This window comes from Candidatus Goldiibacteriota bacterium HGW-Goldbacteria-1, from assembly GCA_002839855.1.
Classification (GTDB): Bacteria; Oederibacteriota; PGYV01; order PGYV01; family PGYV01; genus PGYV01.
This window is the reverse complement of sequence record PGYV01000003.1, coordinates 48,525-63,463: the sequence shown is the minus strand read 5'-3', so window position 1 is coordinate 63,463 and position 14,939 is coordinate 48,525. Positions and strand designations below refer to the sequence as shown.

The window sequence follows — 14,939 nt, the reverse complement described above, 5'->3', positions numbered from 1 at the left end:
TTGATAACCCCGCTTTCATATTATATAATATTCAACATTATGGAAAAACAATTACGTTTAAACAGGCTTATTGGCATTACAGTGCTTTTTACCGTCGCCGTCGTACTTTCGGACGTTTTCGTAAATATTTACATCTGGCGGCTTAAGAACAACTATGCGTCTTTATCCTTATACATGCTTTCCACTTATGCCGTTGTCCCCTTTATTTTTTACGCCAACAGCTTTATTGCCAGAAAACTGGACCGCGTGTCAATTTACAGGATTGGAATACTATTTTACACGGCTTTTTACCTTTGCGTGCTTGTCTTAAACCAAAAAGTGACAGACTACCTGATTCTGCTTGGAGTTTTAAAAGGCCTGGCAATGGGATTTTACTGGTTTGGCTACCACGTACTAACTTTTGATTACACAAGCCCCCAAAACAGGGATAAGTTTTATTCCATTACGTCTGTGGCTTCCGGAATTACTTCACTGCTTGCGCCGCCGGTGGCGGGATATATGATAGTAAAACTTGGCGGGTATAACGGGTATTATTTTATCTTCATCACTTCCGCTGTTCTTTTCATAGGCGCCATACTTATGTCATCAAGCCTTAAATCAGAGCCCGTTGACCATCCATACAGAATTAAGGACCTTATCTTCACCCGTGATAAAAAGTGGCGCGGGGTTTTAATCGCTTACTTTTTTCTTGCGGCGCGCGATGCCATAACAATGTTCCTATTCGCGGTGCTGCTTGTAAAAGTAACGGACAGTGAATTTACCTTTGGAAAAATAACCATTCTTTTTTCCGCGGTGTCAATTACCTCCGCTTACCTGCTTGGCAAAATTTCAAAACCTGTACACCGGGAAAAGCTTATCCTTTACGGCGCCATAATTCAGTTTGCCGCATCGCTTGTGCTGCTTGTAAAAATAGATTTTATCTTTCTTGTGATCCAGGGCCTTTTATTCCCCATAGGCGATAATTTAATAAGAATCCCCATATCGGCGTATTCAATGGATGTAATTTCGGAAAGCGACCCTGAAGGCAAAAGAAAAATGGAATACCTTGTGGCGCGCGACCTTCCCATTGCGGCGGGAAGGATATCAATGATGCTGTTTTTTATGTTTCTGCTTCAGCACCTTCCTGTTCACGGAATCAAAGCCACTATCTTTATGATTTCGCTGGCGCCGTTTGGAATATGGCTGGCTTTAAGAAATACCAAAGTTAAACCAAGTAAACAGCCGCCTATTACCGTTTCTGAAGCATAAAATCGGGCGTTTCCCCCTCGTCTGTTGCAGGTGTTTTTTCAACGGCACTTTCTTTCAAATTAAAAACTTCAAGTATAAGGTCGTATATAAAACCGGCTGCCACACCCGCCGCAACAGCCATGCCCGCGCCTGTTAAAACCGCCTGCGTGTCAGACATATTATTTGAATCAGCCATCTGTGTGCCTGCTATAGCGCCGCCCGCCACTGCCCCGGTCACTATAACAGCGCCAAGAAACTGCTGCCCGTCCGACGCTTTTTTTCCGGCAGACGCGCACCCTGTAATTGATAACATTATTACCGCCAGTAAAACCGCTGTTATTCTTTTCATATTAAGCCTCCCTGCAGGCACCCTGCGTTTTAATCAAACCACAGGATAATCATAATCTAAAACAGATGATTTGGAAAGCGTGTTTTACGCGTATATTGATTTTAACCGCGGTGGTTTTCTATAAACTGCCCGTACCACCTGCCGCTTTTCTTTATAGTCCTCTTCTGCGTGCCATAGTCCACCCTTACAATGCCAAAACGTTTGGAATATCCGGAAGACCATTCAAAATTATCCATTAATGACCAGTAGTAATAACCTTTCAGGTTATATCCCGCCTTAACCGCCCGCTCACACGCTTTAAGGTGGCCTTTTATATATTCAAGCCTGTCATCATCGTCCACTTCGCCTTTAACATTGACTATATCTTTTGCCGCCATTCCGTTTTCCATAACATACACAGGTATGTTTCCGTATTCATCATTTATCCTTTTCACCAGTTCAAACAGCCCGTCAGGGTAGACTTCCCACCCCATTTCCGTAATTTTCGCGTTTTCAACCGGCTTGCTGTTAACGCATTTCATCCAGTTAAACTCTTCACTCTCCCCGTCATATATCCTGAAACGGAAATAAAAATTTATCCCTAAAAAGTCAGACTTGTTGTTTTTTATTAATTCCATATCTTCCGGCGTGATTTCAGGGGCTGTGCCCTGTTTTTTTCTAAGTTCCATAATATCTTCAGGGTATGTGCCCTTTAACGACGGCTCACAGAACCACCTGTTCCAGATTCCGTCAACCTGCCGCGTGTTTACCGCGGAATTTTTTGTTTTGTCCATATCATGCACCGGCGACATACAGTGCACTATTCCTATTTTTCCGCCTTCAATTTTTTCTTCCCTGAATGCCTTTACCGCTTTGGCGTGCGCCAGATGCATATGATGAGCCGCCTGAAGCGCTTTTTTTGTGTCTTTAATGCCGGGTGCGAATTTCCCGTTTTCATAACCCAGGTGCGCCGCCACATACATCTCATTAAACGTCGCCCACATTTTAACCCTGTCCCCGTAACGCTTAAAACAATAGCCGGCGTAATCCGCGAAGATGTCCGCGCTTTCTTTTTTTAACCAGCCGCCTTCCTCATGAAATTTAAGCGGCAAGTCCCAGTGATATAAAGTAATAGACGGCTCTATGCCGTTTTTAATAAGTTCATCAATAAGCAAATCATAAAAAGCAGCCCCTTTTTCATTTACCGCCCCGTACCCTCCGGGGAAAATCCTTGGCCATGAAATAGAAAACCTGTATGACATTATGTTCATCTTTTTCATAAGCGCTACATCTTCTTTATACCTGTGGTAGTGGTCACACGCAATTTTTCCGTCATCGCCGTTTACAATTGTGCCCTGCCTGCGGCAGAATTCGTCCCATATGGATTCCCCTTTGCCGTCTTCGTCCCATGCGCCTTCTATCTGATAAGATGATGTGGCGGTTCCAAGAATAAAACCTTTCGTCAGCTGAATATCTTCCATGTCGCGCTCCATTTGTTTTTACGTTAAAACAGATTTATAAAAAAACATGGGCATTTAGCCCATGTTTTAAATATATTTTCTGTTAACTAAATTTATTATCTTCTGTTATTCCTTTTTTCGCCTTTTTCTATCCTTAAATCAAATACAGGGGCTATGCCCTTTTTTGCGGCTTCATTAATCCTGTATATCTCTTCATCGGTAAGTTCTATTTCGCCTTTAAATCCTGTGCCGTGATGAAAGTCACCTATAAAAAGAGGGTCGCCTTCTTTTGTATTATATACGGATTTACCGTTCTTCTGCCATGAAACAAAAACCCATTCCGCCTTAACAACAGTAACATGCTCGTTAAGCTGAAGTTCCCTGCCGTCAAAACTTAATATCTTGCCGTCAACATCAACCTTAAAAACACCCAGATAAACATCACTGATGGTGCCTTCTTTTCCAATAAGGCTTTTGGGCCTTTTAAGGCTGTCATCCGAATCCATAAAATCCAAATTCTTTACCGTAACCCTCTGTCCTATTTTCATTTTCATTACCCCCGATTTAGATATTTCAATAATCTGCCGCTTTTGTGAATTATACTTATACGTTTAAACTTTGTCAATAAGATAACCCCCGCCTGCGCGGGGGTATCTGTTATTTTTTATCTTTTCTTTCTTTTTTCTTATCCTTTTCTGTGTCTTCATTCTCATCATTATCTATTTCCTTTTCCTCAACCTCTTCCTTTGCCTTATCATCCTTATCTATTTCCTTACCCTTAACCTCATCCTTATTCTTCGCCTGTTCTTCTTTCATTCTCTTGTAATTTTCCCATCCGTCAGCGTGTTTTTTATCGCCAAAGTGATTCCCTTTATTAGTTTTATCCCTGTCCTTTTTTGGCACTGCTGTAGCAGAAGGTTCAGGGACATTTGTGGCGGCTGCCGAAGGAACAACAGTTGGTACATCAGTGGCCGCCGGAACAATTGTATTTACCGGGGTTGCCGTAACAACCACTTCTTTTATATAAATAACTGTCACAGCAGGCACCGGCGTATTGGAAGCGGTTACTGTATTTGTAGCCACAACAGTTGGCACTTCCTTTTTTCCGTTTATATACCTGAAAGACTCTTTAAGATTTCCATTTTTATCATAGGCCTGAAACCTGCCGTGCCTTACATCCCTGTCAAATTCTTCGTACTGTTTTAAAAGCCCGTTGGAGTAATAGGATTTAAACGCCCCCTGCTTTTTTCCACCCCTGTAATATCCGTATGTTTCAGCCGCGCCGTTTTCATAATAAGAATAATACGCGCCATCCGGAGCATCATTCCTGTATGTTGTCTTAACCTTAAGATTTCCCCTGTCATCATATATCTTGCTGATGCCGTTTTTTAAATTATTTTTGTAATCCACCTTTTCTATTATTACGCCGTTCCTGTTATACTTGCGTACGGTTGCGGTAATTTTTTCACCTGTTTTAATTACAGTATTACCGGGGCCGGGGCTCCATACTGCTATGCGTTTATCCCCCCTGTAAAAAACCGTCTTATTACCTTCCTGCTTGATTACCACTTCCACATCAATATTGGTGACATTAACACTATTTACAACAACCTGCGCGGTTGGTACCGCCGTAGCTGCCGCAACAGCCGTTCCGGGCTGTACAATAACAGGTGTTACATTGGAATAATATCTTTCAGTATAAGAGTAATCATAAGGGGAATCCTGAACGTAAACAGTACATCCGGATGAGAACATTGCTGTAATAAGGGCACCCAACAGTAAAAACTTTTTGGTTTTTTTCATAAATTACCTCCTGTTTTTTATACTTCTTTGACGCCCCCTGCGTTCCAATAGTTTACATATTATATCATTAAAAACAGCGCGCAGTACATAATTATAATAAAACTGCCTTATAAAAATCCGGGGGCCTTGTGCGGGTTTTCGCGGAGGCCCGGGGCGTTTAAGGCAAAAAAAAAGCGGCAGGCTGTTCAGCCTGCCGCTTTTAATATCATAAAAAAACTATTTTGCTTCTTCTTTTGTTTCCTTCGGAGCTTCCGCGGGCGCTGCAACCACTTCTCTCATTTCAGCTAACGCGCCGACGCCTGTATCAAACCTTCTGTTTTCTTTCTTTGCCTTTCTTCCAAAAGATTCCCTGATGTAATAAAGTTTTGCCCTTTTTGCTTTTCCTTCTTTTGTAACCTTGATGCTGTCAATGCTGGGGGTGTTTATCGGAAAAGTCCTTTCAACGCCGATAGCGCCAAAGGATATCTTTCTTACAGTAAACATGGCATTTAAGCCTGTTCCTTTTTTGGCTATGACAACGCCTTCAAAGGCCTGTATTCTTTCCTTGTTTCCTTCTTTAATTTTTGTATTAACCTTTACCGTGCTTCCTACGGAAATCTTACTGAAATCAACACCCTTCTTCTTATATTGTTTTTCAATAATTTCCTTAATTTTTGTCGCCATTTTTCTGTACTCCTTTACCCTTTCAAGAATTTTCTGTCTTCATCAGACAGTTTTATTTTCTCCAGCAGTTCGGGCCTGTTTTTTTTTGTCTTTAACAGGGCCTGCTGCCTTCTGAATTTTTTTATCATTTCGTGATTTCCGGACACAAGCTCTATTGGAACCTGCATCCCTTCATACTCCCTTGGTTTGGTGTACTGGGGAAAATCCAGTATGCCCTTTTCAAAGGATTCGTGCACGGCGGACTCTTCATTGCCAAGCACTTCCGGCAGAAGCCTTGTCACGCCTTCTATTATAACCAGCGATGCAAATTCGCCGCCGCTAAGTATATAATCTCCTATGCATATTTCTTCGTCAACATAATTCACCACCCGTTCGTCCACGCCTTCATATCTTCCGCAGATAATAGTCAGTGAATCCAGCAGCGCGTACTCCCTTAACTTTTCCTGGGTTAAGCTGCGTCCGGAAGCGCTCATTAAAAGCACTTTTCCTGTTTTGCCCTCTTCTTTTACGCTTTTCAGCGCTTTGTGAATGGGCTCCACTTTCATGACCATTCCGCCTTCGCCGCCAAAGGGCGTGTCGTCGGTCATCTTGTGCTTGTCTTCCGCGAAATCACGGATGTTGACCACTTTAAAGTTTACCTTTTGTTTTTCCCTTGCCCTTTTAAGGATGCTGAAGTTAAGCGCCTTTTCAAAGACTTCCGGAAAAATCGTAAGAACATTTATTTCCATCATTCGTTTATTATTTCAAGCGGTATTCTTTTCTTTATTCCTTTGTTAGCCGCCGCTATGCTTACAAGGCTTCTTAACGCCTTTATGGTTCTGCCTTCCCTGCCAATGATAAACTTTATGTCGCCGGGAGCAACCGATATGACGCATTTTTCAAGCCTGCCTGTCATATCATTTATCTCCTTAACCGCCAGCTTTTCTTTTTCAGAAATCAATAAAGACGCCGCGTATTCAAGAAGTGCTTTCATTTATTTAGCCGCTTTCTTTACCTTTGTCTTCTTTGCTTTCTTCTTTTTTACGGGCTTTACCGGAATCATTTCATTATAAATGTTCAGTTCCCTGAAAATACCCTTAACAGCCGGAGTAATCTTGGCTCCGTCCTTTATCCACTTTGTTGTGGCTTCTTTTTCAAGCTTAATAACAGGGGGATTCTTGGTAGGGTTATAATACCCAAGTTCTTCAATGTATTCTCCGCCTTTTGCCGAACGCCTTTCATCAACCGCAACTATCCTGTAGAAAGCGCTGTTGGCCCTTCCCATTCTTTTCAACCTTAATATTACCGACATGCAAAAAACCTCCTTAAAAACTTTTGATTCGCGCTATTTTGCGCGAAAACTTTTCATTTTATGCAACTGGAGCCGATGACCGGGATTGAACCGGTGACCTACTGATTACGAATCAGTTGCTCTACCACTGAGCTACATCGGCAAAGCAATCAATTAATTAATGGTGCCGAGAGACGGAATTGAACCGCCGACGCACAGATTTTCAGTCTGTCGCTCTACCGACTGAGCTATCTCGGCACCTATATTCGGTTGATGTAAAAGTAAAAAAATATAATAACAATAAAGACTGAATCAAAACGTCTGAGAATTATAATAAAATAAGGAAATATTGTCAACATTAAAAAGGTTTTTTAACCTGTTAAGTTCTGGTGTGTTTCCCGGTTATAAAAGTGACAATTATGCCAAAAACCGTATATAAATACATTATTCCCTTCATTATTACAAGGCCGCAAAGCAGCCCCGGCCTTGAAAATAGCAGTTTGCGATTTCTGATGTATGCCGGGCGAATTACAGAAAACTGCTTTCCCGTAAGCACAGGATATTTATTTATATATGTTTTAAATGTCCTTCCATATATATACCCTTTTTTCCATGTCTGTGTTACCTTCAAAACTTCGTGATGTTTTATAAATGCAGAAGCCCTTCCTATTTTTAAGTTTTTGGCAAGAAGCCGCTGGTGAATATCAAAGTCTTCCCCGGCGGTAAGGGTTTCATCATATCCGCCAAGCCGTTTATAAACATCACTGCGAATAAAACGGTTCGCGGATTCCATGTATTCATCATTAAGAAAGGTAAGTTTTTCAATGGCGCGTACCAGGTGCCAGAAAGTTTTTCCCACAGATACTTCCGGGACTATAAGGGCGTCATATTTTTCTTTCTCGCAGAGTTTAACGCAGTTTTCCACAAGCATGGGGGTTAATTCCATATCAGAATCTATGTGGAAAAGATATTTGCCCCGCGCAATTTTCGCCCCTATATTTCTTGCTTTTGTCCTGTTGGGATTCTGAAATATAAGTTTTACTTTTTTATATTTTTTTATTATATCAATACTGCCGTCATTGCTTTTCCCGTCATTAATTATAATTTCGATATTCTTATAAGTCTGCCCAAGCATTGACTTAATACAGGTCTCTATTGTTTTGGCTGTGTTGTACGCGGGGATTATAACCGATACAAGCGGTGTGCTTTTAAGCTTAATTTTTTTATTATACGCCAGGGCTTGTTCTGTACCGGCGTCAAAGTAAGGCGCGTTTAGTTTTGTAAATTTGTCAGGCATAATTATTTCCTTATCTTCATAAAGTCCATGATATGCCCAATTACCGCTTTTGCAGCTTTAAAGATGAAAGCCAAATCTGCCCATGAACGCACTGCCATAAACTGGCGCAGGATAAACCTTGGCGTCATGAATGCCTTATAAATACTTTCGCACTTGCCCACCACTTCTTCCGGGGACATGTCCGGCGTTTTAAATACCGGCTCTGTCATGTCAAACTTATCCCAGTCGCCCGCCTTAAAACGCAGCCAGTCATTTTGAATTGCCTGGTCATATAGCGGGGTTCCCGGATACGCGGTTACCACAGTTGCCTGCAGCATGTCCGCCAGCCCTTTATCAAGCAGCTTTCTTGCCAGGTCTAATGTCCGGTTTGCGTCATCGCGCGTTTCCCACGGGTAGCCCACCATTACTGTTAAATGCACGCCAAGGCCCGCGTCTTTTGCAATCCTGCACCCTTTTTCTATGTCTTCCACTTTAATACCCTTGCACACCCTGTCAAGCGTAGCCTGGTTCGCCGATTCAAGCCCGAACTTCATAAGCCTGAAGCCCGCTTTTTTCATCAGCGGGGCTGTTTCTTTATTTATATAATCAAACCTGTAATTGGCAAGTATGGACATTTTATAGTCCCTGTTTATCATTCCTTCGCAGAACTTTTTCAGCCATTCCCCGCGCGGGAATGTGCCTGTATCATCAAATACCTCTTTGATGCCGTATTTCTGCACAAGCGTGTCTATTTCAGATAAAAGGCTTTCCGAGCTTCTTGTCCTGAATTTCGGGAAAAGCCCTGTCCACGCGCAGAATGTGCATTTGCCCCACGGGCAGTCGCGGCCAACCATTGTGTATGTGTAAGGCGAGTACTTAAAGAACTTTTCGCCGTAAAGTTTCCACTTTGTAAGGTCCCTGTCTATAAACGGCAAAGAGTTTAAATCGTTATTTGAATGGTCAAATTTGCCTGTGTCTTTTATGTCATTATTTTCCCTGTACCAGATACCGCTTATTAAACCCGCTTTTTTTGAAAGGTAATCAGCAATGCTTAATAAAGAAAAATCATAATCCCCGCCGGTTATGACAAAATCATACGTGGAATTCTGCATTGATTCAAGGGGAAACGCGGTTACATGGTCGCCCATTAATACCGTCTTTACATTTGGCAGGACTTTTTTTATTTCTGCTTCTATTGACCACATCTGCTTAACAACAGGGGTTTTTGTTTCTATAGCTATTACATCCGGTTTAACATCAAGCAGCATGTTTATATACATGTCCCAGTCAATCATTTCAGCTATGGAGTCATTATAAATTGCGTCATACCCTTTGGAAGCAAGAAGCGTTGCCGCGGAAGCCGGCACCATGGGATATATAAATGACGGATTATGAAACCACTGAAACTGCCTGTTCTGTCCAAGCGTGGGCGTACCTTTTCCCTTTAACGGCGGATATGATATCATTACTTTCATTTCTTTTTTACCTCTTCTTTAAGCCTTGGTGACAGCAGGCCTTTTATGAAATAGATTCCGTAAACTACGTGGTTTACAAATATCCCCGGCAGAACAACAGATGCCAGTTTAATATCTTTAATTTTAATCCCGTCAATTATTAACAGTATAACATACAAGGCAAGAGGCAGTGACCACAAAGCAAGAAGCTGCCGGGCAAATAAAAGAGGGATAATAAAACTTAAAATATACAGCGTAAAAAAGGTCGGTAAAAAATACGAAAGCCGTAAAGACGTTTCCGGGAATTTTTTTACAAAATATCCCCTGTGAAGCGCGTAGCTTTTAACCTGTTTTATATGGCCATCCGGAAAATTACGCCTGTGGTGATAGACAAACACATCCGGGTCATAGGCAATTTTCATCTTGTGGTCGCGGACTATTTTAAGGCACATTACAGTATCTTCGCCGGGCCAGAACTCCGTATTAAACCCGCCAATCTTATCCAGAATATCGCGCCTTACCAATAAATTACACGACGGAAAATCATCCACAAACCGCGCATGTTCCGGTTTATAACGAAAGCGGTAGCCGCCCCCGCCCAAAAGCGATGCGTATATATCCCCGCTTACCTTCTGCAGAAAAGAGTCATTATCAGGGGTTGCCGCCGGCCCGCCTACAGCCGCGATATCGGAGGATGATTCAAAAATCTCCACAGCTTTTTTAAGCCATTGTTTCATCGGGAATACGTCGTCGTCTATAAAAGCAATAATCTCGCCTTTGGAAGCTTTTACGCCTATATCCCTTTTCTCACCGGGATAAATATGCGTGGTGGGAATGATTTTAAGATCAAAAGTAAATTTCCCGTCTATTTTGCTGTCAAAATCCGGCAGTACTATAACCTCTATTTTAGACTTATCATAGTCCAGCGCCTCTATATAAGGAAGCGATTCTCTTATATAATCATTAATCTCTTTTACCGGTATTATTATTGATACAGTTTTCATAATTCTCCGTTTATTATTAACAGTTAATCCTGCCGCAAAGCTTAAAAATACGGCATATGTTTATATAAGTTTAAAACATATGTAGAACTAATTCAACAGGCAAAATACAAAGAACAAGTTTCATATTAATATATCCTTTATTCCTGAACTGTTTCAGACTCTTTTGTAATTGCTCCATTATTCTTTTATATAATATTCTTCAGGAAATATATAAATATTAGGATGCCGCTTTAAATCTCGCGCCATGTCATCGTCATATCCCCTTATTTGCCATTCAGTTTCTACATGTTTTATCACATTAATTTTTCCATTACTGTAACTGTATTCACCCGTATTTTTGGTATCCAAATCTTCAAGAATAATATTTATTACATCTTTATCAGATGTAACACTCTTAATCTTTATACTCTTAGATTTAACAATATAATAATATTTTGTAAGGTTTTTAACCATTTTATCACGCGATACAATTATTAACCTGGAATAATAATCATTCAATAACATGCGTTCAATAAACAAAATATTCTTTTTCCTGAAAATTTCTAGTTCAATAAAATAAGCACTTAAACTTGGGTATTTCTTTCTGAACTTTTCCTTATTAAACCTGCATGCTTCTAAAGCGGATGCAATTACATGCGCATATTGAAATTCATCCCTTATAAAGTATGGCCCTATACCGAATTTATCTACTTCGACACAATGCATTTCATAAGCATCAGCTGCTAAACTATAATTCCCCCTATCGTAATAAATCTCTGCCAAGCAAAAATAAAGATAAGATAACAATATTGTATCGTTATAAACCAACGGATTAAAAACCGTATCTCCTTTAATCTGAATTGCACTTCTTTTGGATTGAAGATTCTCTATTATCTGTAGTATTTTTCGTTCATTTTCAACGTTTTTTTGCAAAGTTTTTAGATTTAATTGTGCTTCTATCCAACTTCTTATTTTTCTTAATTCTTCTGATTTCTCACTTTTATTATTACTTTTAACAATTTCGCGTTGATGAAAATATGAATCCATCAATCTATCAAGTTCTTTTATATTTACTGCAGCACATATGGATGAAAAAAACATCAGGTAAAACAGGCATTGAGACAATAGCAGTATTGTTTTTTTCATCCGCATTTCCCTTCTGTTTTTTTGTTTACCTGTCATAGATATTTTGCCCAAATGGCTGATTAATAAGGTCACGATAAAATAAACCCGAGATCCCGCGGGCTGAAGACCCGCGTCTACCACTACCAGGACAAAAACAAAACTGCCGGACAGCGCAGGAGCGCTGTCCCTACAAATTCAAAAACATATTTAAATCAAAGACGAGGCGTAATATATTACGCCTCTACATTAAAAGACCAAACAAAGACAAGAAAATCCGCTACTGCTGTTTGTCGTAATACTTTATTATGTGCAGGCGGTAGAATACGGCAAGGGTGTCCCATACCATGTTAAAAATCGTTTTAAACTTTATGTGGCCGTATTTGCCTTTGTAGTCAACCACAACCGGCGCTTCGGCTATCTTATACCCTTTATGGTGTGCAAGCACAAGCAGTTCAAGGTCAAACGCGTAGCGCTTGATAAGCACTTTATGAAAGGTATTCTTTAATACTTCTGCCTTAAACAGCTTTATCCCGGTCTGCGTGTCTTTTAACGGCAGTCCAAATAATAATTTCACGATAAAAAAATAAACCGCGGACATTAACCTTCTGTTTTTGGGGTAATTTAAAACCGAATCCTTGTGGCGCTTGGATCCGATTACAACATCGGCATTATTGCTCTTCATCACTTCAAAGAGCACTTCAAACTGCCTTGGGTGAATGTCAAGGTCGCCGTCAAGCAGCATGACCATATCGCCTGTGCTTTTTTTAAACGCCTCTTTTAACGCCTCGCCCTTGCCTTCGTTTATCTGCTGTTTGTACGCCATTACCCTTGGGTTATTTAACTCTTTCACCTTTTCATAGGTTTTATCTTTTGACCCGTCATCTATGACTATAATTTCATATCCAATCCCAAGTTTCTTAAAATATTCATCGGTTTCCAGAATATTGGCGGCAACCGCAAGTTCTTCATTGAATACAGGCATTAAAACTGAAAGTTTTTTAAACGGCATGTTCGGGTTTCCTGTTCTCTTTTGCCGTAAGCAGCGATAAAAGCAGTATCGCCAGATTCACGGAAAATAGTATTGTTATTACCTGCATAAATGAAGCGTGGAAAAACCATAAAAGCACCGCATACAGAATGATTCCGGCGTACATTATATATATCATTACATACCTGTGTATTGCCAGGCAGTAGTTCATAACCACATTTATCAAAACAAGCGGAAGTATCGCGGCGCCAAAAATTCTTACCACAGGCGCTATGCCCTTATATTCCCCGCCAAAAAGCAGCCCTATTACAAAGTCCGGAAAGAAATAACAGAATATTATTGCAGCGGCTGATACAACCGCTGTCAGCCCCAGGCTTTTTAAAAGCATTTTTCCGGTGGCGTTATTAAGTTCAAAACTCTGAGACACTTTGGGAAAAAGGGTCATTACAATGGCTCCGGGGAAGAATAAAAACGCCTTGCCTATTATTGAAGTGGCGGAATACAGCCCCGCGTCATGTTCCGCGAAAAAATGTTTTACCATAAAAACATCCATGTAACTTAGCAGCGAAAACGCCGTGGCAGAGAAAAAAACCGGCAGCGCGTAAGATAAAATATCCCTTTTTCTTAATATTTCAACATTTTTTTCCCTGTGTTTAAATAAAAACGACAGCATAAAAATACCTACAAGATAAGCGCAGAAGGCGCCGACAAACGTGGTTAATAACGCCCCCCTGACGCCGAATCCAAGCATTAAAAACAGTATAAGGGAACCCAGCCGTAACACGGCATCCAGCGTAAGGTTAAGCCCCATGCCAATAAAATTCTGCATCCCCTGAAGTATGCCGCGGACCACCGGTATTATAAGGGATACAACGGCTATTAAACCCAGAATTACTATAAGGCCGTAATCGTCAATTTTGAAAAAAGACTGTATGAACGGCCCGCCGGCAAGAAACCCGATGAAATAAACGGCGCCAAGCATAAGAAACCAGCCTGTGGTTTTTCTGAAAAGGTGTTCAATGCCCCCGTAATTTTTCCTTGCCATACAGATTGATGTCTTTTTTACAATTGTCATCTGAAGCGCCAAAGCAGGCATGGAAAAAAGTATAACAAGGCCCAGAAGAGGGACAAGCACTCCGTACTCTTCCGGGCCCAATTTTCTGCTTACATACATGTGAAAGATAAAATTTAAAAGGTTCACGCCGCTTGTGGCAGCAAACATTATTATTGAATCTTTCAGCAGGCCTTCATTTCTATCTTTCACTTTAATTCCCTGACTGCCGTTTGTATTATTCAAATACCGGCCTGATCTTTACTATTGTGTTCTTTGACACTTCGGAGATATAAATGTTGTCCTGCGCGTCAATCGCGATACCAAGAGGGTTGCCAAAAAGAGTCTTGCCTTTTGAATCTGTCTTAATGGTTCCCACATATTTGAACTTTGGATGTTTGGTGTCATAGACCCAGATATCCTGCGTGCCCGATGATACAGCGTAAAGATAATCGCGCGAATCAACAGCCACCATCGGCCACATGGGTTTTGCGGCATCCCAGCCCTTAACTTTAATTGAAGCTTCCGGTTTTAAATCGCCTGACAGGACTGCCACGCGCATATTGCCCGGGTCGCCTACATATACCCTTTTCTTGCTGTCAAAAGCTATGCCAAAAACTTCCTGGAAATTACCAAGCGCTTTTCCGCGCTCGCCGAACGGTTTTCCTATACGGTTGCCGTCAGTGTCAAACCTGTGTATCCTTGAAGTACCTGTGTCTGCCACGTGCACCATTCCGTAAGAGTTAACAGCCACGTTTCTTGGGCTGTAAAAACCGGCTTTTTCTCCGCCAATTTCCAGGACAAACCTGCCTTTTGAATCAAACTTCTGCATCCTTCCGTTCCACGCGTCAGCCACATACAGATTATTCTGTTTGTCAACAGCCACGCCGGACGGTTCTTTAAACTGCCCTTTTTTCTCGCCTTTTTCCCCTACTGTGCCGGCGGATTCACCGTTTAACGTGAATTTGTCCACCCTGTTATTCTGAAGGTCAGCCACATATAAAAAACCGTCATCAGATACAGCAAGGCCCCTTGGCCCGTTCATCTGCCCTGTTTTTTCACCCGTTCCGCCAAATTCAATTATCTTATCCGCCTTAATATACTTTACCGGATCGCCGCCTTTTAATTTTGCTATCCCTATTACGGCAGCAATAATAATCACGGCAATTATAAGCCCGCCAAAACCGCCCTTTTTCTTTTTACCGCGTTTTTTACTTTTTTTGGCTTTGCTTTTCTTTGAAACCTTTTTTGACTTCACCGGTTTCTTTAATGCCTTCTTTACTTTTTTCTTTGCCATATTTAAACCCTCCT

General features: G+C 41.2%; 16 protein-coding genes and 2 tRNA genes. 1 reads left to right on the top strand and 17 read right to left on the bottom strand.

Features of this window, described 5'->3' with window-relative positions:
• Positions 1-1,248 (top strand): hypothetical protein, encoded by a 1,248-nt coding sequence (locus CVV21_03340; protein ID PKL92357.1) that lies wholly within the window; start codon positions 1-3, stop codon positions 1,246-1,248.
• Here CVV21_03340 and CVV21_03335 read toward each other — a convergent pair.
• The 17 genes from CVV21_03335 to CVV21_03255 form a co-directional block, all read right to left on the bottom strand.
• The gene (locus CVV21_03335; GenBank protein ID PKL92356.1) at positions 1,229-1,576 is read right to left on the bottom strand and encodes a hypothetical protein; all 348 of its coding nucleotides are present in this window, start codon (positions 1,574-1,576) and stop codon (positions 1,229-1,231) included. The two genes, CVV21_03340 and CVV21_03335, sit on opposite strands and share 20 nt — an antisense overlap.
• Before the next feature lie 101 nt (positions 1,577-1,677).
• The gene (locus CVV21_03330; protein ID PKL92355.1) at positions 1,678-3,036 is read right to left on the bottom strand and encodes a beta-glucosidase; all 1,359 of its coding nucleotides are present in this window, start codon (positions 3,034-3,036) and stop codon (positions 1,678-1,680) included.
• Positions 3,037-3,131: 95 nt separating this feature from the next.
• Complete coding sequence (locus CVV21_03325; GenBank protein PKL92354.1) at positions 3,132-3,563, bottom strand: hypothetical protein; 432 nt, start codon at positions 3,561-3,563, stop codon at positions 3,132-3,134.
• Positions 3,564-3,672: 109 nt separating this feature from the next.
• Positions 3,673-4,818, bottom strand: coding sequence for a hypothetical protein (locus CVV21_03320; protein ID PKL92353.1), 1,146 nt, complete (start codon positions 4,816-4,818; stop codon positions 3,673-3,675).
• A 216-nt stretch (positions 4,819-5,034) separates the two neighbouring features.
• Entirely contained in the window at positions 5,035-5,481 is a 447-nt protein-coding gene (locus CVV21_03315) for a 50S ribosomal protein L19 (protein PKL92352.1), read from the bottom strand.
• A 14-nt stretch (positions 5,482-5,495) separates the two neighbouring features.
• Positions 5,496-6,209, bottom strand: coding sequence for a tRNA (guanosine(37)-N1)-methyltransferase TrmD (locus tag CVV21_03310; GenBank protein ID PKL92442.1), 714 nt, complete (start codon positions 6,207-6,209; stop codon positions 5,496-5,498).
• A complete protein-coding gene (locus CVV21_03305; GenBank protein ID PKL92351.1) occupies positions 6,209-6,454 on the bottom strand; it encodes an RNA-binding protein in 246 nt (81 codons plus the stop codon). Before CVV21_03305 ends, CVV21_03310 begins: the two co-directional genes overlap by 1 nt.
• On the bottom strand, positions 6,455-6,772 hold the full coding sequence (locus CVV21_03300) for a 30S ribosomal protein S16 (GenBank protein ID PKL92350.1): 318 nt from the start codon (positions 6,770-6,772) through the stop codon (positions 6,455-6,457).
• Between the two features lie 67 nt (positions 6,773-6,839).
• Positions 6,840-6,914, bottom strand: a tRNA-Thr gene (locus CVV21_03295).
• Between the two features lie 19 nt (positions 6,915-6,933).
• Positions 6,934-7,009 (bottom strand) — tRNA-Phe (locus CVV21_03290).
• Between the two features lie 121 nt (positions 7,010-7,130).
• Positions 7,131-8,048 carry a glycosyl transferase gene (locus tag CVV21_03285; protein ID PKL92349.1) on the bottom strand — a complete coding sequence of 306 codons (918 nt, stop codon included), beginning with the start codon at positions 8,046-8,048 and terminating at the stop codon, positions 7,131-7,133.
• A 2-nt stretch (positions 8,049-8,050) separates the two neighbouring features.
• Positions 8,051-9,502 (bottom strand): B12-binding domain-containing radical SAM protein, encoded by a 1,452-nt coding sequence (locus CVV21_03280; protein PKL92348.1) that lies wholly within the window; start codon positions 9,500-9,502, stop codon positions 8,051-8,053.
• The gene (locus tag CVV21_03275) at positions 9,499-10,485 is read right to left on the bottom strand and encodes a hypothetical protein (protein ID PKL92347.1); all 987 of its coding nucleotides are present in this window, start codon (positions 10,483-10,485) and stop codon (positions 9,499-9,501) included. The genes CVV21_03280 and CVV21_03275 overlap by 4 nt, the downstream gene beginning before the upstream one ends.
• Positions 10,486-10,662: 177 nt before the next feature.
• On the bottom strand, positions 10,663-11,646 hold the full coding sequence (locus CVV21_03270; protein PKL92346.1) for a hypothetical protein: 984 nt from the start codon (positions 11,644-11,646) through the stop codon (positions 10,663-10,665).
• A 220-nt stretch (positions 11,647-11,866) separates the two neighbouring features.
• Positions 11,867-12,598, bottom strand: coding sequence for a hypothetical protein (locus CVV21_03265; GenBank protein ID PKL92345.1), 732 nt, complete (start codon positions 12,596-12,598; stop codon positions 11,867-11,869).
• Complete coding sequence (locus tag CVV21_03260) at positions 12,588-13,874, bottom strand: hypothetical protein (protein ID PKL92344.1); 1,287 nt, start codon at positions 13,872-13,874, stop codon at positions 12,588-12,590. Before CVV21_03260 ends, CVV21_03265 begins: the two co-directional genes overlap by 11 nt.
• Entirely contained in the window at positions 13,867-14,925 is a 1,059-nt protein-coding gene (locus tag CVV21_03255) for a hypothetical protein (GenBank protein ID PKL92343.1), read from the bottom strand. Before CVV21_03255 ends, CVV21_03260 begins: the two co-directional genes overlap by 8 nt.
• Between the last annotated feature and the right edge of the window lie 14 nt (positions 14,926-14,939).